Below are 19,267 nucleotides of genomic sequence, written 5' to 3'. Positions count from 1 at the left end.
AACTATGGCGCGCTGCCGCCCGGCGCGCCGCCTGCGCAGGAGTCCGCTACGAGGCACTTGCGGCCGCTGCCGATCCGGAGGCCGCCTCGTAAAACACTAGGTTGCTGAGACACGCGGTCGTCTCGCCTGCAACTCGCTGGTTCTCACCGGGTCTCGCGTGCGCGCCCGTCTCAGGAAGACGTCACGCAGCGGGACGTCTCGCTCTGCGTATCTGAGGGAGTTTCCGAGGCGGAGCCGCGCCACGGCGGGTTGTCTGCTGCCGCACGAACGGCAGTTCGTCGCGTTCGGGTGCGACTCGACGCGCTCGTCGCCGGAGGGGTGCACCATCGGCAGGTCTCCGGCGAGGCCGTCTCGGGGAAGCAAGATCGCGGTTGAACGATTCGGGAGGACGATGCTCCTCGAGGGGGCAGAGGGCGGACACGCCGTCCTCTTGCGGCCCTTCGACGGGCCAGGCCAATCGTCGACCGCTCCACTTGCTACCGGGACCAGGCTGAGGGAGCGCGGCTTCAGCCGGCTCTCCTCCGAGGTGGGTCGAGAGCGACAACGTGCCCTCGTCCGAAGGGACGCGCCGACCCCGGCGTGCCCCCACCCACCTACTTCCGCCGGTTCAGCACCTTCGTCCCCACCCCCGCGATCGCCGCGCCCACGATCGGCGCCACCAGGAACACCCACACCTGCCCCAGCGCATCCGGCCCCGCGAACACCGCCGCAGCGATCGATCGCGCCGGGTTCACCGACGTGTTGCTCACCGGGATGCTGATCAGGTGGACGAGCGTCAGCGTGAAGCCGATGGCCAGCGGCGCGACGGCCTTGTACTCGCTCTTGGCGGTGACGGAGAGGATGACGGCGACGAAGACGGCGGTCAGGACGATCTCGGTGAGCATGACCGCGCCGAGGCCGAAGCCGCCGGGGGAGGCGGCGCCGTAGCCGTTGGAGGCGAAGCCGGAGTCGCGGGCGGCGGCGAGGTAGCCGGCGGGGCCGTCGGCGGCGACGAGGAAGACCACTCCGGCTCCGACGATTCCGCCGATGATCTGGCTGACGATGTAACCGGGGATGTGCTTCCACTCGGTCCGGCCCGCGATGGCGAGGCCGATGCTGACGGCGGGGTTGAAGTGGCCGCCGGAGATGTGACCGACGGCGTAGATGCCGGCCATCACGGTGAGGCCGAAGGCGAGGGCGACGCCGAGGAAGCCGACTCCGAGCGCGTTGCCGGAGTCGGGGAAGGCGGAGGCGAAGACCGCGGTGCCAACGCCGCCGGCGACCAGGAGGAAGGTACCGAACGCCTCCGACGCGTAGCGCGCTCCGGCCGAGTACTGCTCGGCGTGCTCGGTGCGCTGCTCGCTCGTGGTGCGGCTGGCGGAGTTGGGGCGGGCCATGGTCGTTCTCTCTCTCGGGTCGGGGAAGTACCGCGGGGTCGCCGGGCACCGGGACACTCCAGCACCACGCGGCCGAGCCGGAGCCGGGCCGCGGAGTGCTCTCAGACTCCGCGGCAACTCGGTTCCGTGAGCGGCCTGCGAGCACTCGCTCCGCGGCCAGGGGTGCAGGTGCCCATACGCAGATGCCAGCCACCGTAGCGGCGGGCGGCGGCCGGCACGTCCTCGCGGCGAGGGCAGGCGTGAAGCTCTAATCACCTGGCGCGACCGCGAGCACGCCCAAGACCTCCGCGTCGAGCCAGACCGCCCCGCCAGACCGCCCTCTTCTCCTCCGCGGATCCCCCTGCTACGGTGCTCTGAACCGGTTTACAAAACCGGTTCAGACGCGGCGACGAGCGAAGGAGCTCCCATGGCGAGCAGACCGACGATCCTCGACGTCGCGCGTGAAGCCGGCGTGAGCAAGGCGCTCGTCTCGTTCGCGCTCAACGACCGGCCGGGCGTCTCGCCCGACTCCCGCGAGCGGATCCTCCGCGTCGCCGCCGAGCTCGGCTACCGCCGCAGCCTCACCGCTCGCTCGCTCTCCACCAGCGTCTCGTTCGCGGTGGGACTCGTGGTGGCGCGCGACCCCGAAGTCATCGCGGCCGATCCGTTCTTCCCCTCCTTCATCTCGGGAGTGGAGCGGGTGCTCGCCGAGCGCGGCCGGGTGCTGGTGCTCAGCGTGGTCGATCCGGGCGCCTCCGAGGAGGCCGTCTACCGCACGCTCGCGGCCGACCGCCGCGTCGACGGCGTGTTCCTCACCGACCTCCGGCAGGACGACTCCCGCCCGGCCCTGCTCGCCGAGCTCCAGATCCCCGCGGTCACGCTCGGCCGCGTCGACGGCTCCACCTCGCCCGCGGTCGTGATGGACGACTCCGCCGGGATCGCCGCGGCCGTGCAGCACCTCGCCGGCCTCGGCCACCGCCGGATCGCCCACGTCGCCGGGCCCGACCACCTCCTCCACTCCTCCCGCCGCCGCGACGCCTTCACCCAGGCCTGCACCGAGGCGGAGCTCGAGCCGGCCGCGCTCGTCGCCACCGACTTCAGCCCGCAGCAGGGCGCCGAGGCCACGGAGCGGCTCCTCGACAGCCCCACTCCCCCCACGGCGATCGTCTACGGCAACGACCCGATGGCCATCGCCGGCCTCGGCGTCGCGCACACCCGCGGACTCCGGCTCCCCGACGACCTCTCGATCACGGGCTTCGACGACTCCGAGATCGCCGCCCACGTCTACCCGTCGCTGACCTCGGCCCGCACGCGCCCCGCGCGCTGGGGCGAGGAGGCCGCCCGCACGCTGCTCGACCTCATCGAGTCCGGCAGCGCCCCCGACGTCGACCTCGAGCCCGCCGGGCTCGTGGTGCGCCACTCGACCGCTCCTCCGCGGCCGTCGACCCATTGAAGACGCGTGCGCACCGTCGCGCACGCCGGACAAGGAGAACACCATGGCCCCCTCGACGACGAGACGCTGGCTGACCGGGATCGCCACCGCCTCCCTCGCGACCCTCGCCCTCACCGCCTGCAGCGGCGGCGGCGGAGCGTCGACCGACCTCACCGCCACCGGACCGATCACCATCTGGTACTCGAACAACGAGCAGGAGGTGCAGTGGGGCAAGGCGATGGTCGACGCCTGGAACGCGGACCACCCGGACGAGGAGATCACCGGGCAGGAGATCCCCGCGGGCAAGAGCAGCGAGGAGGTCATCGGAGCCGCGATCACGGCCGGCAACGCGCCGTGCCTCGTCTTCAACACGGCCCCCAGCGCGGTCGGCCAGTTCGAGCGCCAGGGCGGACTCGTCGACCTCTCGAAATTCGACGGCGGCGCCGACTACATCGAGACCCGCAGCGGCGACCTCGCCGAGCAGTACCAGAACGCCGACGGCGAGTACTTCCAGATGCCGTGGAAGAGCAACCCGGTCGTCATCTTCTACAACAAGGACCTCTTCGCGAAGGCGGGCCTCGACCCCGAGAACCCGTCGCTGTCGACCTACGACGACTTCCTCGCCACCTCGAAGACCCTGGTCGAGTCGGGAGCCGCCCCCGCCGCGATCCAGCCCGCGCCCACGAGCGAGTTCTTCCAGACCCAGTTCGACTTCATGCCGCTCTACGCCGCGGCCACCGGAGGGACGAGCCTCGTCGAGGACGGCAAGGCCACCTTCGCCGACGACGACGGCTACGAGGTCGCCGACTTCTGGAAGAGCCTCTACGACCAGGGCCTCGCCGGCCGCGAGCAGTACCAGGGTGACGCCTTCGCCGACGGCCAGGCTGCGATGTCGATCGTCGGCCCCTGGGCGGTCTCGGTCTACGACGACCTGAACTGGGGCTCCGTCTCGGTGCCCACCCCCGACGGCACGCCCGCCGAGGACACCTGGACCTTCAGCGACGCGAAGAACGTCGGCCTCTACTCCGCCTGCGCCAACAAGGGCACGGCCTGGGAGGTGCTGAAGTTCGCGACCAGCGAGGAGCAGGACCGCTCGCTGCTCGAGACCACCGGCCAGATGCCGCTGCGCACCGACCTGCAGACCACCTACGCCGACTACTTCGACGCCAACCCCGCCTACCAGCGCTTCGGCGACCAGGCGAGCCGCACCATCGAGGTGCCGTCGGGCCCGAACACCGTGCAGATGCTGCAGGCGATCCGCGACGCGTGGGGCAAGACGGTCATCTTCGGCGAGGGCGACGTGAAGACGGCGCTCGACGGAGCGGCCGAGACCGTCACCGGGCTCGCCGGCCAGCAGTGACCCGGCCGTGACCACCCTCACCCGCCGGCCCGCGCCGGCCGGGGCACCGGGGAAGCGGAGCCTTCTGCACCGCGTCCTCGGGCCCCAGCCCCTCGGGCTGCTGTTCGGCAGCCCCTACCTCCTCTTCGTGCTCGCGGTCTTCGCGTTCCCGGTCGTGTACTCGGTCTGGATCGCGTTCCACGACTTCTTCTTCGCAGCTCCCGGCGTGCAGGTGGAGCGGCCGTTCGTCGGCCTCGACAACTTCGTCACGGCGTTCTCGAGCCCGCAGGTCATCCGCTCCTTCGGCAACATCGGGATCTTCCTGGTGATCAACGTGCCGCTGACGGTCGTGCTCTCGCTCCTGCTCGCCGCCGCGCTCGACAAGGTCGTGCACCTGCGGACGTTCCTCCGCGTCAGCTTCTACGTGCCGTACGTCACGGCGAGCGTCGCGGTCGTCGGCGTGTGGCTGTTCCTCTTCAACGGGAACGGACTGGTCAACAGCCTCCTCGGGCCGCTCGCGCCGGATCCGTCCTGGCTGATCAACGAGCAGCTCGCGATGCCGATCATCGCGCTCTACGTCACCTGGAAGCAGCTCGGGTTCTACATCCTGCTGTACCTGGCGGCGCTGCAGAACGTGCCGAAGGAGCTGTACGAGTCGGCCTCGACCGACGGCGCCGGACGCATCCGCCAGTTCTGGTCGGTGACCGTGCCGAGCGTGCGGCCGGCGACCCTCCTGGTGCTGCTGGTGTCGACCGTCACCGGAGCGAACCTCTTCACCGAGCCCTACCTCCTCACCGGCGGAGGCGGCCCCAACGGCGCGTCCGCCTCGCCCGTGCTGCTGATGTACCAGCTCGGGATCCAGCAGGGGCAGCCCGACGTGGCCTCGGCCATCGGCGTGGTCCTGGTGCTGCTGGTGCTGGTCATCGCCTATCTGCAGAACCGCTTCGCGGGGGAGAGGAACTCATGAGCACCCTGTCCAGTGCCGGAGGCGCCGCCTCGGCCGTGCCCGCCGCCGTCGCCCCCGAGAAGTCGCCGCGGAGGCGCCCCGTCGGCTCCAGCCGCGGAGCCGTGATCCTGCGCGGAGTCGTGCTCGCGATCGGCGCGATCGTCTTCCTGTTCCCCTTCTACTACATGATCGTCGGCTCCCTGCAGACGGATCCGGACCCGACGCTGGCGGGAGCGATCCCGGAGCCGGGCAACCTCACGCTCGACAACTACGTCAACGTGAACGAGCGGATCAGCCTGCTCACCGGCCTGGTCAACTCCGGGATCTTCACCGGCGGAGTGCTGCTGTGCACGGTGTTCTTCGGCGTCCTCGCCGGGTACGCGCTGGCGATGCTGCAGTGGCGGGGGCGCAACGCGGTGTTCGCGCTCGCCCTGCTGGTGCAGGTCATCCCGTTCCAGCTGCTGCAGATCCCGCTCTACGTGCTGATCGCGCGCGACTACGGCCTCGCGGACAGCCACCTCGGGATGATCCTGCCGTTCGCCATCAACTCGACGGCGGTGATCATCTTCCGGCAGTACTTCCTGCAGCTCCCCAAGGAGCTGTTCGAGGCGGCCCGGATCGACGGCGCCGGCGAGCTGAAGCTGCTGTGGACGATCGCGCTCCCGCTGGTGCGGCCCGCGCTGGTGACCGCCGTGCTGCTGACCTTCATCGGCCCCTGGAACGAGTTCCTCTGGCCGTTCCTCATCACCAAGGACGCGTCGCTGCAGCCGCTCGCCGTGTCCCTGGCCAACTACATCTCGAACGTGGCGTCGTCGACCGACAACCCGTTCGGGGCGATCCTCGCGGGAGCCGTCGTGCTCGCCGCGCCCGTCGTGGTGCTGTTCATCGTGTTCCAGCGCTACTTCGTCTCGACCGATCTCGGATCCGGAGTGAAAGGCTGACCATGTCTCCCACCCTCACCACTGTCCCCTACCGTCTCGAGCGCGTCGGCGTCGTGATGGAGCCCGCCCCGGGCGACGCGCTCGAAGCCGAGGGGGTGCTCAACCCCGGCAGCGGCCGCGGACCCGACGGCGAGCTGTACCTGCTGCCCCGGATGGTCGCCGCCGGCAACGTCTCCCGCGTGGGGCTCGCCCGCGTGGTCGTCGAGGGCGGCGTGCCCGTCGGGGTCGAGCGGCAGGGCGTCGTGCTCGCGCCCGACCGCGGCTTCGAGCAGGGCGCCCACAACTCGGGCGTCGAGGATCCGCGGATCACGTTCATCGAGGCGCTCGGGCTGCACGTGATGACCTACGTCGCCTACGGGCCGCTCGGGCCCCGGACGGCGCTCGCCGTGTCGGAGGACCTCCGCGACTGGCGGCGCCTGGGCCCGGTGACCTTCGCCTACGATGACGCGCTCGACATCGACCTCGGCCTGTTCCACAACAAGGACTGCGTGTTCTTCCCCGAGATCGTCGAAGCGCCGGACGGCACCCGCTCGTTCGCGGTGCTGCACCGGCCGATGTGGGACCTCAGCGAGACGAAGGCGGGCGAGGGCATCCGCCTCCCGGCCGGGATCGAGGACCCGCGGCAGAGCATCTGGATCAGCTACGTGCCGGTCGACGAGGTGGACCGCGACCTGGCGAACCTCACGCACTGGACGCGGCACCGGTTCCTCGCGGGCCCGGAGTTCCCGTTCGAGGAGCTGAAGGTCGGCGGCGGACCCGTGCCGCTGCGCGTGCCCGAGGGCTGGCTGCTGATCCACCACGGGGTGACCGGAGTGATCGACAGCGCCTTCGCGCAGCAGCAGCACGTGAACTACTCGGCCGGAGCGATGCTCCTCGACGGCGACGACCCGTCGCGGGTGATCGCGCGCACCTCCGAGCCGCTGCTCGAGGCGGAGACGGAGGAGGAGCGCAGCGGGATCGTCCCGAACGTCGTCTTCCCGACGGCGATCGAGGAGATCGACGGCCAGCACTACGTCTTCTACGGCATGGCCGACTCGAAGATCGGCGCGGCCCGCCTCGTCCGCACGGACGGCTGACAATGCCTCGCTGGCCGAGTCCGCCTCCGGCGAACGCCTGTTTTGCTGATCGAGTCCACCTCCGGCGAACGCCTGTTTTGCTGATCGAGTCCACCTCCGGCGGACGCCTGTTTTGCTGATCGAGTCCACCTCCGGCGAACGCCTGTTTTGCTGATCGAGTCCACCTCCGGCGGACATCTATTTTGCTGATCGAGTAGCCCGCGCAGCGGGCGTATCGAGATCCACCACCGCCTGGACACCGGGGTCTCGATACGCCGCTTCGCGGCTACTCGACCACCAAGAGCCCGCGCAGCGGACGCCTTGTTGTTCGAGTCCGCCCTCCGTCGGACGCCTTTCTTGCTGATCGAGTAGCCCGCGCAGCGGGCGTATCGAGATCCACCACCGCCTGGACACCGGGGTCTCGATACGCCGCTCCGCGGCTACTCGACCACCAAGAGACCCGCGCAGCGTTCGCCTTGCTGATCGAGTCCGCCGTCCGCCGGACGCCTTTCTCGCTGATCGAGGAGCCCGCGGAGCGGGCGCCTCGAGATCGGCCCCCGCACCCCCACCTCAAGGAGAGTTCGATGACGAACACGCTCACCAGATCGGCGGCCGTCCTGGCCGCCGCCGCCCTCACCGTCGGGGGCCTCGCCCTCGGCGCGACCCCCGCGCAGGCGGCCGAGCCGCTGACGAACACGGCGCACCTCGACTTCCTCCTCGACACCGCCACTCCGGTTCCCGAGCCCGGCCACACCACCTACCGGCTCGACGAGGAGCCGACCCTGGTCATGCCGTGGACCTACGCCGACGCCCGCGACGGCGGCAGCTTCGAGCGGGTCGGCGGCGGCCGCCTCGATCCGGCGACCGGCGACTACGAGCAGGGGGCGTTCAACACCGACGACATCTCCCGCGCGGCCGTCGTCTACCTCCGCCACTGGCAGCAGACCGGATCGACCGAGAGCCGCGAGAAGGCCTTCGAGACCCTTCGCGCCCTCGCCTACTTCCAGACCACCGAGGGCGACGACGCCGGGAACGTGGTGCTCTGGATGCAGACCGACGGGGAGCTGAACGCGAGCGCCGAGCCGGTCGAGCTGCCGGACCCCAGCGACTCCGAGGACAGCTACTGGCTCGCCCGCACCCTCTGGGCGCTCGGCGAGGGCTATGCGGCGTTCCGCGACACGGATCCGGACTTCGCCGCCTTCCTCCAGGAGCGGCTGCGGCTCGGGGTCGGTGCGGTCGACCGCGAGGTGCTCACGCGCTACGGCGAGTACGCGCACGCCGACGGCGTGCAGGTGCCGGCCTGGCTGATCGTCGACGGCGCCGACGCCACCTCGGAGGCGCTGCTCGGCCTCTCCGCCTACCTCGAGGCCGCTCCCGACGACTCCGCGGTGCGCACGAGCACGGCCGCGCTCGCCGAGGGCGTCGCCGCCTACGCCCGCACGACGACGGAGGCGGACACCACCGCCTGGCCGTACGGCGCGATCCTCCCGTGGACGAAGTCGCGCACGCTCTGGCACTCCTGGTCGTCGCAGATGGCCGGGGGACTGGCCGCGTCCTCCGCGGCGCTGGACGACTCCTCCCTCCTCGAGCCCGCGATCGTCGACGGCGCGCGCTTCGCGCCGGAGCTGTTGACCGCCGGCGGTCCGGACAACGGCTGGAACCCGACTCCGACCGACCGGGTGCAGATCGCGTACGGAGCCGACTCCCGGCTCCAGAACTCGCTGGCCCTGGCGGACGTCACCGGCTCCGGCGCCTTCACCGACCTCGCGGCCGTGCAGGGCGCCTGGTTCTTCGGCCTGAACCGCAGCCTCGCTCCGGTGTACGACCCGGCCACGGGAGTCGTCTTCGACGGCGTCCAGGCCGACGGCACCGTCAACCGCAACAGCGGCGCCGAGAGCACCATTCACGGCCTGCTGGCGATGCTGGCGCTCGACGCGCACCCGGACGTCGCCGACCGCGCCCGCACCGTCGCCACGGAGTCTTCGCGCGACGGGCTGACGCTGGTCGAGGCCGAGAGCGCGCGCGGCGGCACCGTCGTCACACCGGAGTCGTCCTGGACCGGGGAGGCCGGCTGGAGCGGCTCCTACCTCTCGCTGACCGACCCGCGCCGGGCGGTATCGATCCCGATCGGATCCTCGTCGCAGGACCGCGTGGTGGAGGCCGTCATCGACCAGCCGCAGCGCGGCACCGAGCGCACGCCGCTGAGCGTCTGGACGTCGGGCACGCGCCCGCTCGACCTGCTCCGCTCGACGGTCGGGACGCAGGGGGTCACGGAGGCGAAGGGCGCGCTGCTCCCGGAGAAGCTCCGCCGCACCGTGCCGGCCGGCTCGTCGAGTGTCCAGGTCCGCCCGCTGAGCGGGCAGACGCGCCTCGACGCGCTCCTGGTGCGACCGCTGGTGACGCGCCTCGTGGTCGGAGGAGAGGGCGGCCGCACCGAGCTGATCCGCAACTCCACCGACGCTGCGCGGAACACGGCGATCGGCGTCTCGGGCGGCTCCGGCACGCTGCGCGTCTACGACCGCGACGGCGCCCTCGTGCGCGTGACGACGCCGTCCGGCGCCGTCGCCGTGCAGCTCCCCGCGCAGGGCTTCGCGGTGCTCGTCGGCTGAGGGCGGCCCTTGCTGGCCGAGTAGCCGCCCAAGAGAGGATCATTGAACGGTCGCTAGTCTCACGGTCGCGCCTTGTCCGCCAGCCACCCGAAGAGCATGACCGCCGCGAACTTCTGCAGCACGCTCAGCGGCGTGATCTAGGTGGGCGCCAGCTCCACGAGCGCGGCCCCGATCAGCAAGCACAAGCAAACGCCATGACAGTCCACCATTACCGCAATGCCCACTGCCTGTCAGCCGACCAGTCCTCATCCTCGCCGTCTTGATCTGTCCCGCGTCCGTGTGCCATGACCGCAGCCCGGCGTTACTAGCGCGAGGGCCTGCACAATCAGTCACCCGTAAAGGAATACCAATATGGCGCGTCACCCGGTGGCTACGATGACAATCTGGTCGACCAGACGCCTTAGGCGGAGCGGACGGCCGAGATGGTCGCGGGTAGTGCCCCGCTACTCAAAGAGGCTGGTTTCCAAAAGATGCCGTTATAGTTTTGATCGCCATGCGGGCGACGGCCTCGTTGACCTCTCTTTCTTTTGGATGTCATCGAAGGAGCTACCAGGGTAGACCGAGATTGTTGAGCTTCGTGAGCGAACGTACGAAACTTTTCGAATCAATTTCGGCGTCGATATCCCAAGCGTAAATTCCTTCTACACTCCGCGAGGTCGAGGGGCTTGGTTTGTAGAAGCTTTCTCGCTCACTGTGATTCCCATCGCCCGTGGTGGCGCCTCGTTGTCAAGGCTCATCCGGCGGTCCAAATTCGATACTCGATGCTAGAGGAGGCCGCCACCGGTCGGGCGGGGAGGCCCGGGATGCAGTTGAAATTGTGGTTCAGTAGGTGCCGGTCGCGGCAGGCGGCTGGGCCACGGGGGAATGCGAGAGTGCACCGACGTCGCGTCAGCGGGGGAGACTGGTCCCGCGTCGCGAGGCTTAGCCTCTGCCGGCTCTGTCTGGCCGGGCTCAGCGCGGAGTGTGATGGGGCCGGTTGCGGATCGGTCATTGTGCGACCTGTGCTCGTTTGGAGGTTCAGCACTTAGGCACGTTGGAGGCGTTCATTGGGAGGTGCGGTCCGTCCCCGGCCGCGCGGAAGGTGGCGAAATGTCCGATAAGGTCGAGGCGAATCGTTCCGACGCCGCCTCGGGTCACGACGTGGAGCTACTTGCCGCGGCGTTCGTAGAGCGAGCGTGGAGGTAGCAGCGTCCTCCAATCGGTTCGATAATCGTTGAGAAGACGAGCCGCGCCGGTTGCCACCAGGGATGGACGCAGACCACCCGGATCTCGTTTGTTGCGAACTGCACCGTGGTGGCCCCTGTAGGGCCTCCCTGGAGAATCTAGGTCTAATACATTGTAACGAGAGAGATTGTCTCTGATTCGCTTTCAAATTTCAGCGAAAGTAGCCTGCGGACGAGGTCGCCAGAGTTTGTTTCAAAATCTGCCGCAACGGCGAAGGTCGGTATGTACCCGACTGCGAAGCGTATATCGTAGATGTAATTCTTACTGATACGTTCGCGGATAATGACGGCTAGCTCGTCGGGTGTGACATCTTGCAATCCGATGCTTGTCATCAGACGCAACTTGCTCTCGTCCTTTAGTAAGTATTTTTCGAGCTTGTCCGGATGCACTACTATTGAGGCTGTGTCTATATCAATGTATTCTCCTGTCGCAGCGGCAAGTGTGAGGGTGCGATCGGCGTCCGCCCGAGGGGAACCCTCAGACTCAATTTTATAAACAAAAAAAGCAACATAGTATGCATCAATAAGGCTTACTAACTCAATATCCATCGAGTCGAATTCGTACCCAACTGGGTCTTCGGAGCCGATGAACGGGTCGTCACCTCCGTGTGTCAATATGATTGTCTTGTTGTGAACTATCCATTGTGATGCAAGACATCCTGCGAAGTAATCCAAAAGCGACGCATCGTAGTCGGCGATTATGTAGCCCGAATAGCGGGGATCATCTTTTAAGCTTCCGTGAATCGCCTCCAGGTTGAACTGATTTAGGTTGCTAAAATAAACGGCGTATTGAACTCTCCAATTAATTTCCTGGTCGTTCGCCCGCACGATTTTGGCATTAAGCAAGTCCTCGGGTGGTGCACCCAGGAGGTCGCCGTGCAGAACGCTAGTTTGGGTCTTCGGGTGAATGTTCGGAAGATACTTCTTTGCAAAATCAACCGCGTAATTTCCAGTCCCATACTCCAGCCATGTGTAAAAAAATACGACCTGCTTGCCGTTCTTGGTCGGGGTCAGCGCGGACTTCAAATCGTCATAGTCAATGCCTTTTGCGTTAAGCATGTCGCGCACGTGCTCATTCTCGAGTTGCATAAGGTCGCGGAAGGTGGCGGGATCACCATCGGCGGGACCCGAGTACAACCAGGGAATAACTGAGTTATCTCGGGCGTTCAGGGTGTGAAATTTCAGCAATGGACGCTTTCTGCTCATGTTCCTATCTCCAAAAGTCGAACGCTATCTTTGTTCAGAAGTAGTCGTCCTTAATATGAACGAACGCGCGCATCGGGTCTGCCCGAGGAAGGCGGGCGCCGTTGCCCACCGCCTCGCCTGCCACCGCCAACTACTTCGCCTGCGCCTCGCACGGCTGCAACGATGCCGTAAGGGGTTCAGCCGGTGAGTCAGGGCGCGCCAGGTCATCGGGATACGCTAGCTGAAGTATGCGTCAGTGGGACGAAACACTGGATAGGTCTGTTGACCAGGGCGCAAATCTTCGGTGTTCCTTGTCGTTGGGCTCGCAGCGACTGTTGAAACAGTCGAGAAGGAACCGCTAGTCGTCCTTCCCGTCTAATCCGGGCGTGCACGCACGAGGGGATGAAGGTCGCGAAAGCGAAGGGGCGCCTGCGTGGTTCGTAGCCGAAGCTCTCTCAAGATTGAGGCTCACCGGGTCGCGGAGTACCTTTCGGGCAACTACACCGTGGCAAAGCTCGGAGCAGTTCGGGGTGACGCGCGCGACAGTTGACCGGGCATGCGAGTGTTCGAACTTGTCGGAGGCTCGCGCCGTCGACGTCATCGTCCCTCTTTCCGAGGGCAAGCGTCGAGACCCCCGCGCTCGGCGGTGGTGGATCTCTATACGCCCAGTTTCGAGGGCTACTCGATTGGCAATTTGTGGCGATTCGACCTCTGCGATGTCGCGGAGGAGGCGCGAACGGGGATTCGATGGGCTAGGAGCGGACCATCAGTCCCTGGAGAGCGCTCTCACGAAAACGCTTGACCTCGTCGCAGGGCCGTGCGTAAGCTCGCCGCACACCTCGTGAGAGCGCTCTCACATACGCGGAACAGCACTCGTGAGAGCGCTCCCAGGGGTGCCCTCACCACCATCACGAAGGAGTGACCGTGTCCTATTCACGACGCACCAGGATCGCCGCGGCGATCGCCGGCGCCTCGGCCCTCGCCCTGATCGTCACCGGATGCTCGTCGGGATCCGACGCCTCCGAGGGCGGCGAGATCGAGCTGACCGTCACCACGTTCAACGCCATGGGCTTCGACGAGCTCTACGACGAGTACGAGGCCGCCAACCCCGGGATCACCATCGTCCCGAACAACATCGACACCGGCGGAAACGCACGGACCGACGCATTCACGAAGCTCGCCGCAGGCTCCGGGCTCGCCGACGTCGTCGCCATCGAGGAGGGCTGGCTCGGCTCCGTCATGGAGGTCTCGGACCAGTTCGTCGACCTGCGCGACCACGGCATCGAGGACCGCAAGGCCGACTGGGTCGACTGGAAGTACGAGCAGGCGACCGACCCCGAGGGACGCGTCATCGGCTACGGCACCGACATCGGACCCGAGGGCCTCTGCTACAGCACGGCCGCCTTCGAGGCCGCGGGCATGCCCACCGACCGCGCCGCCGTCGCCGAGATGCTCGGCGGACCGGACGCGACCTGGGACGACTACTTCGCCGCCGGCCAGAAGTACCACGACGCCACCGGCAAGGCGTGGTTCGACCACTCCGGATTCGTCTGGAACGCCATGGTCAACCAGCTGCCCGAGGGGTACTACACCTCCGACGGCGAGCTGATCATCGAGGGCAACCCGGAGCTCGAGGAGCGCTGGGCCCAGCTGACCGACGCCACCGCGTCCGGCCTCTCGGCCGCTCAGAAGGCGTGGGACTGGAACAAGGGCAAGTCGTTCACCGACCAGACCTTCGCCACCTTCGTCTGCCCGGGCTGGATGTTCGGCACGCTGAAGAGCAACGTCGAGGCCGGCGGCGGGAACGCCGAGGACACCGGCTGGGACTTCGCCGACGTCTTCCCCGGCGGCCCCGCCAACTGGGGCGGCTCGTTCCTCTCGGTCCCGACCCAGTCGAAGCACCCCGCTGAGGCGGCGGCGCTCGCCTCCTGGCTCAGCGAGCCGGAGCAGCAGCTCAAGGCGTTCGACGCGGCCGGACCGTTCCCGAGCACTCTCGACGCGCAGAAGGAGCTCGCCTCCGCGGCCGCTCCCGACCCCGGGATGAACGACTCCCCGACCGGCGCGATCCTCGCCCAGCGTGCCGAGGGCGTCGTCGCCCAGTACAAGGGCCCGGATGACTCGCTGATCCAGGAGAACGTCTTCGGACCGGTCCTGCAGAAGGTCGACCGCGGCGAGATCGACGGCAAGGAGGGCTGGAACGAGGCGCTCCAGCTCCTCGGAGAGCTCGTCGACTGACCGGTCGGGCCGACGCTCGGGGGCCGACCCCTCCGATCCGACGCCCACCCGCCCCGGGAGGTCCGGCCGCCACCGGACCTCCCGGTCCCGCGCGCCGGGCCTCCCGGTCCCGCGCGCCGGGCCCTCCCGGCACCTCCGCCGCACCCCACCGACTCCGACTCGACCTCGAAGAGAGCGCCATGACGAGCACACTCACCCCGCCGGCCACGGCGACGCCCCCCGCGGGGAAGCGGCGCCCGGCGCCCCGACTCCCGCTGACCTTCCGCCAGCGCGCGAGCCGCTTCGACGTGAAGGCCTCGCCCTACCTCTACATCTCGCCGTTCTTCCTGCTCTTCGCGCTCACCGGCGCGTTCCCGCTGGTCTACACGCTCGTCGTGTCGCTCTACGACTGGCAGCTGCTGCAGGGACAGGGCGACTTCGTCGGGTTCGCGAACTTCGCGGCCGTGCTGGGCGACCGCTTCTTCTGGAACTCGATCGTCAACACGCTGAGCATCTTCCTGCTCTCCACGATCCCGCAGCTCGCCGTCGCGCTGCTGCTCGCGGCCGCCCTCGACCAGGCGCTGCGCGCCAGCACCTTCTGGCGGATGAGCGTCCTGCTGCCGTACATCGTCTCGCCGGTCGCGGTCGCGCTGATCTTCTCGAGCGTGTTCAGCGACCAGGAGGGCCTGATCAACAATCTGATCGGCCTCGTGGGCATCGGCCCGATCGAGTGGACGAACGACCGCCTCGCCAGCCACGTCGCGATCGCGACGATGGTGAACTGGCGCTGGACCGGCTACAACGCCCTCATCCTCCTCGCCGCCATGCAGGCGGTGCCGCGCGAGCTGCACGAGTCGGCCGCGATCGACGGAGCGAACGCCTTCCGCCGCTTCCGCTCGATCACGATCCCCAGCATCCGGCCGACCCTGATCTTCGTGATCATCACCGCCACCATCGGCGGCCTGCAGATCTTCGCGGAGCCGCGCCTGTTCGACGTGTCGAACGCGGGCGGCATCGGCGGCTCGGACCGGCAGTTCCAGACCACCGTCCTCTACCTCTGGGAGATGGCGTTCTTCCGCCAGAACTTCGGCGAGGCGGCGGCGATCGCGTGGCTGCTGTTCCTCCTGATCGTGCTGATCGGCCTGCTGAACTTCGCGATCTCGCGGCGGATCGCCTCCGTCGAGAACCGGATCTCGAAGCGGCGCGCCACCCGCCCCCGGACGGCCGACGAGATCGCCGCCGCGGACCCCCTGCTCACCACCACCGGCCTCGGCCAGAACGAGAGCGAGCGATGACCGCCCCCGCCACCTCCGCCGTCTTCCCGGTGCGCCGCGTCCGCGCCTCCCGCGCCGGCCGCGTCGACCGGCCCGGCTTCCTCACCTACGGGCTGCTGAGCGCATTCATCCTCGGCTCGACCTACCCGCTCTGGTGGTCGTTCGTCGTGGCGAGCGGCTCGAACGCCACCCGCAGCGAGACCCTGCCGCTCGTCCCGGGCGGCAACTTCCTCGCCAACGCCTCGCAGGTGCTGACGGCGATCCCGTTCTGGACGGCGCTGCTGAACAGCGTCCTCGTCTCGGGGATCATCACGCTCTCGGTCGTGTCGTTCTCGACGCTCGCCGGCTACGCCTTCGCGAAGCTGCGGTTCCGCGGGCGCGACGGTCTGATGATCGGAGTCGTCGCGACCATGGCGATCCCGACGCAGCTGGGCATCATCCCGCTGTTCATCCTGATGCGGCAGCTCGGCTGGACGGGCTCGCTCGGCGCCGTGATCGTGCCGACGCTGGTCACCGCGTTCGGCGTGTTCTTCATGCGGCAGTACCTGGTCGACGTGATCCCGGACGAGCTGATCGAGGCGGCGCGCGTGGACGGAGCCAACCAGTTCCGGACGTTCCTCACCGTCGCGGTCCCGGCCGCGCGGCCGGCGATGGCGATCCTCGGGCTCTTCACGTTCATGATGGCGTGGACCGACTTCCTCTGGCCCCTGATCGTGCTCAGCCCCACGAACCCGACGCTGCAGACGGCGCTCGCGCAGCTGCAGTCGGGCTACTACGTCGACTACTCGATCGTGCTCGCCGGCGCCGTGCTCTCGGTGATCCCGCTGCTGGTGCTGTTCCTGCTCGCCGGGCGCCAGCTCATCGCGGGAATCATGAGCGGAGCGGTGAAGGGCTGACGCCCGAAGGCTCCCGCGGGACCGGGTCGGGGGACATCGGACCGCGGGACGGGGGCCTCGGGCCCGGGGCCGTGGCGCCCCGGGCCCGGAGGTCGGGGGCTGCGAGGAGGGATCGGGCAGTGGACTGAGCGGCCGGCGGGTTCCCGACTCGGCCGGTCGTCGTGCTCGGATCACCCCGACCGCTGCCGCGCAGGTCCCGCCGATCACACTCCGCCCGAGACCTCCTGGCCTGCCCTCCCGCCGCCTAGGCTGGCGCGGAGGAGGCGACATGGAGCCGAACGACCGGCGCGACGAGGACCCCTCGAGCGGGTCGGCGCAGCCGCATCCGGGGGACGAGCCGACGCCGTCGGAGCGGGCGCTGCGCGCCATCCGCGATGTCGCGAACGGGGCGGATCCGACGAGCGAGGCGTTCCGGCTGTCGAACGACTTCACCGACCGGCAGGCCGAGCGGCTCCGGAGCCTCCTCGCGCGCCTCCGTCGCGGACGCTGACCGTCGCGGGGCCCGGTTCACCGCCGGATCACCCCCGAATGGCCGCGATCCGCGCCCCTTCGCATCGAGGACGCATTCCACGGGCCCGCTGCTCCGGCGCTCGGCTAGCCTCGGAGGCACCCGCGAGGAAGGCCTGCATGACCCACGACGCCGTCTCGGCCGCCCCGACCCTCGAAGCCGTCGCCGCTCTGGCCGGAGTCTCGCGCGCCACGGTCAGCCGGGTGGTCAACGACTCCCCGCGCGTGAAGGACGGCGCCCGGACGGCCGTGCTCGCCGCGATCGAGCAGCTCGGCTACGTGCCCAACCGCGCCGCGCGCTCCCTCGCCAGCCGCCGCACGCAGACCGTCGCGCTGGTGGTGCCGGAGTCGGCGGCGAAGGTGTTCGCGGATCCGTTCCTCGCCTCGGTCGTGCAGGGCGCTGCGATGGCGTTCGTCGGCACGGAGTACACGCTCACGATCGTCATCGCTTCGGAGGCGGCGCCTGAGAAGACGCGGCGCTACCTGCTCGGCGGCAACGTCGACGGCGCGCTCGTCGTCTCGCACCACAGCGGCGACCACTCCTACGCGCAGCTCGGCGCCTCCCTCCCCGTGGTCTTCGGCGGGCGGCCGCTGACGGAGGAGGGCGGCAGCTACTTCGTCGACGTCGACAACACCGGAGCGGCGCGCACGGTCACCGAGCACCTCCTGGGCCTCGGCCGCACGGCCCCGGCGATGATCGCGAGCCGTCAGGACATGCCGGCCGCGATCGACCGCCTGGCCGGCTGGCGCTCGGCCGTCACCGCCGCGGGCCTCGACGACTCGCTCGTCGAGTACGGCGACTACTCGCCCGAGGACGGCGCGTCCGCGATGCGCCGCCTGCTCGATTCCGGCCGGCCGATCGACGCGGTCTTCGCCTCCAACGACCAGATGGCGGCGGGCGCCCTGACGGCGCTGCGCGAGCGCGGCCTCACGGTGCCGGGCGACATCGCGCTCGCGGGCTTCGACGGCGACTACTTCGCCGAGGCGAGCGAGCCGCGCCTCACGACGGTGCGACAGCCATCCACGGGCCTCGGCGAGGCGATGGCGGACGTGCTGGTGCGCCTCCTGGCCGGCGAGGAGGTCCAGCGCGTGACGCTGCTGCCGACCGAGCTGCTGGTGCGCGGCTCCACGGTCGCGGGCGCGTGACCCTGCGCTGGCCGCGCTGACCCGCTCGCTGAGTCGCCCGGATCGGCTCCCCGCTGCGGCGTGTCGCGAGCCGATCCGGGCGACTCAGCGCGGGACGGGCTCGTCGGGGACCTCGAGCAGGTGGAAGGGGCCCGCGGGGAGCGGGCCGGTGCTCCACAGCGCGACGACGGCCCAGCCGAGGTCGGCGTGGGCGACCGCGCCCTCGGGCAGGGTGCGGGTGAAGAGCGCGTAGTCGACGCCGTCGAGGGGGAGGGCGCTCACCTCCCACGCGGGCCGGTCGGCGGCCAGTTCCTGAGCCCGCGCCTCCGCGGCCATCATCGCCGCTCGCGTCCGGTCCCCGGGCAGGCCCGCGGGGATCGCCGAGAGGAGGAGCGAGCCGATCGCGAGCGCGGCCGTCGCGACCGGGTCGGTGACCACTCCGTGAACCGAGCCGCGCGGCCCGAGGCGGACACCGGTCAGCCGCAGCGTCCGGACCGAGTACGAGCCTCCGTGCCGCTCGGCGCGGACCGCGAGGTCGTCGACCGGCCCGTCGTTCGTCCGCCCGCTGCCGTCGACGGACCACGGATCGGAGACGGGGACCAGCGCGCGCACGCCCTCATCCGACTCCCTGCGGACCAGCGGGTCAAGAGGCGCGTAGGGAGGACCTGCGCTGAGGTGCCCGGATCGGCTGGCCGCTGCGGCGTGTCGCGTGCAGATCCGGGCGACTCAAGTGCGGAAGTGTGGAAGTGCGGAAGCCTGCGGGCCCGGCTCAGAACTCCTCGTAGTTGTAGGGCTCCGGGTCCTCGTCGATCACGGGGCGCGCGATCGTGGCGCGGTTGCTCTTGATGCGGGAGCGGATGTCCTCGACGGCGGCCTCGACGGCGCCGGTGGTCGACTCCTCGTCCTTGATGGAGACCTCGACGGGCACGGCGACCAGCTCGCTGCTCGCATCGAGCGTCATCTTCGCCTCGATGAGCTCGCCGTCCTCGGTGAAGGCCGGGACCGTGACCGCTTCGGAGTGCTCCTGGCGGTCGATCGCGGTCACCAGGTCGAGGAGGGCCTCGGTCACGGCGTCGGTGGTCACGAAGCTCTTGGAGGCGTAGGTCAGCTGCTGCATGCTTCCACTCTCCCGAACGGGTGCGGTCCCTCGCACGGGGTTGCGCCCG

15 protein-coding genes are annotated in these 19,267 nt (G+C 69.0%); 11 read left to right on the top strand and 4 right to left on the bottom strand.

Going from position 1 to position 19,267, the window contains the following annotated elements; translation table 11 throughout:
• Positions 1-593: 593 nt before the first annotated feature.
• Positions 594-1,376 carry an aquaporin Z gene (gene aqpZ, locus C5D44_RS10375; RefSeq protein WP_104281609.1) on the bottom strand — a complete coding sequence of 261 codons (783 nt, stop codon included), beginning with the start codon at positions 1,374-1,376 and terminating at the stop codon, positions 594-596.
• 406 nt (positions 1,377-1,782) lie between these two features.
• On the opposite strand from aqpZ, the gene C5D44_RS10370 reads away from it, so the two are divergent.
• The 6 genes from C5D44_RS10370 to C5D44_RS10345 all read left to right on the top strand — a co-directional run bounded on the left by C5D44_RS10370 (position 1,783) and on the right by C5D44_RS10345 (position 9,677).
• Positions 1,783-2,808 carry a LacI family DNA-binding transcriptional regulator gene (locus C5D44_RS10370; protein ID WP_104281608.1) on the top strand — a complete coding sequence of 342 codons (1,026 nt, stop codon included), beginning with the start codon at positions 1,783-1,785 and terminating at the stop codon, positions 2,806-2,808.
• A gap of 43 nt (positions 2,809-2,851) precedes the next feature.
• Complete coding sequence (locus C5D44_RS10365) at positions 2,852-4,147, top strand: extracellular solute-binding protein (RefSeq protein ID WP_104281607.1); 1,296 nt, start codon at positions 2,852-2,854, stop codon at positions 4,145-4,147.
• A gap of 7 nt (positions 4,148-4,154) precedes the next feature.
• On the top strand, positions 4,155-5,093 hold the full coding sequence (locus C5D44_RS10360; protein WP_104281606.1) for a carbohydrate ABC transporter permease: 939 nt from the start codon (positions 4,155-4,157) through the stop codon (positions 5,091-5,093).
• Positions 5,090-6,013 (top strand): carbohydrate ABC transporter permease, encoded by a 924-nt coding sequence (locus C5D44_RS10355; protein ID WP_104238931.1) that lies wholly within the window; start codon positions 5,090-5,092, stop codon positions 6,011-6,013. Before C5D44_RS10360 ends, C5D44_RS10355 begins: the two co-directional genes overlap by 4 nt.
• A gap of 2 nt (positions 6,014-6,015) precedes the next feature.
• The gene (locus C5D44_RS10350) at positions 6,016-7,089 is read left to right on the top strand and encodes a glycosidase (protein WP_104281605.1); all 1,074 of its coding nucleotides are present in this window, start codon (positions 6,016-6,018) and stop codon (positions 7,087-7,089) included.
• A 563-nt stretch (positions 7,090-7,652) separates the two neighbouring features.
• Positions 7,653-9,677 carry a hypothetical protein gene (locus C5D44_RS10345; RefSeq protein ID WP_104281604.1) on the top strand — a complete coding sequence of 675 codons (2,025 nt, stop codon included), beginning with the start codon at positions 7,653-7,655 and terminating at the stop codon, positions 9,675-9,677.
• 1,328 nt (positions 9,678-11,005) lie between these two features.
• On the opposite strand, the gene C5D44_RS17735 is transcribed toward C5D44_RS10345, so the two are convergent.
• On the bottom strand, positions 11,006-12,106 hold the full coding sequence (locus C5D44_RS17735) for a hypothetical protein (protein WP_146088024.1): 1,101 nt from the start codon (positions 12,104-12,106) through the stop codon (positions 11,006-11,008).
• Between the two features lie 903 nt (positions 12,107-13,009).
• Here C5D44_RS17735 and C5D44_RS10340 point away from each other — a divergent pair.
• From C5D44_RS10340 to C5D44_RS10320, 5 genes are all read left to right on the top strand, one after another.
• Positions 13,010-14,320, top strand: a complete 1,311-nt coding sequence (locus tag C5D44_RS10340; protein WP_104281603.1) for an ABC transporter substrate-binding protein — start codon at positions 13,010-13,012, stop codon at positions 14,318-14,320.
• Positions 14,321-14,499: 179 nt separating this feature from the next.
• On the top strand, positions 14,500-15,594 hold the full coding sequence (locus C5D44_RS10335) for a carbohydrate ABC transporter permease (protein WP_104281602.1): 1,095 nt from the start codon (positions 14,500-14,502) through the stop codon (positions 15,592-15,594).
• Positions 15,591-16,469, top strand: a complete 879-nt coding sequence (locus tag C5D44_RS10330) for a carbohydrate ABC transporter permease (protein WP_104275705.1) — start codon at positions 15,591-15,593, stop codon at positions 16,467-16,469. Before C5D44_RS10335 ends, C5D44_RS10330 begins: the two co-directional genes overlap by 4 nt.
• Positions 16,470-16,737: 268 nt before the next feature.
• Positions 16,738-16,959 (top strand): hypothetical protein, encoded by a 222-nt coding sequence (locus tag C5D44_RS10325; protein WP_104281601.1) that lies wholly within the window; start codon positions 16,738-16,740, stop codon positions 16,957-16,959.
• Positions 16,960-17,096: 137 nt separating this feature from the next.
• Positions 17,097-18,122 carry a LacI family DNA-binding transcriptional regulator gene (locus C5D44_RS10320; protein ID WP_104281600.1) on the top strand — a complete coding sequence of 342 codons (1,026 nt, stop codon included), beginning with the start codon at positions 17,097-17,099 and terminating at the stop codon, positions 18,120-18,122.
• 84 nt (positions 18,123-18,206) lie between these two features.
• On the opposite strand, the gene C5D44_RS10315 is transcribed toward C5D44_RS10320, so the two are convergent.
• Both C5D44_RS10315 and C5D44_RS10310 read right to left on the bottom strand, forming a co-directional pair.
• Complete coding sequence (locus tag C5D44_RS10315; RefSeq protein WP_104281599.1) at positions 18,207-18,713, bottom strand: hypothetical protein; 507 nt, start codon at positions 18,711-18,713, stop codon at positions 18,207-18,209.
• Positions 18,714-18,870: 157 nt separating this feature from the next.
• Positions 18,871-19,218: a hypothetical protein gene (locus tag C5D44_RS10310; protein ID WP_104223965.1), complete on the bottom strand. Its 348-nt coding sequence runs from the start codon at positions 19,216-19,218 to the stop codon at positions 18,871-18,873.
• Between the last annotated feature and the right edge of the window lie 49 nt (positions 19,219-19,267).

The organism is Rathayibacter sp. AY1B5 (genome assembly GCF_002932795.1).
Lineage (GTDB): Bacteria > Actinomycetota > Actinomycetes > Actinomycetales > Microbacteriaceae > Rathayibacter.
The sequence above is the reverse complement of the archived record's forward strand: the minus strand, read 5'-3'. Positions and strand labels throughout refer to the sequence as shown.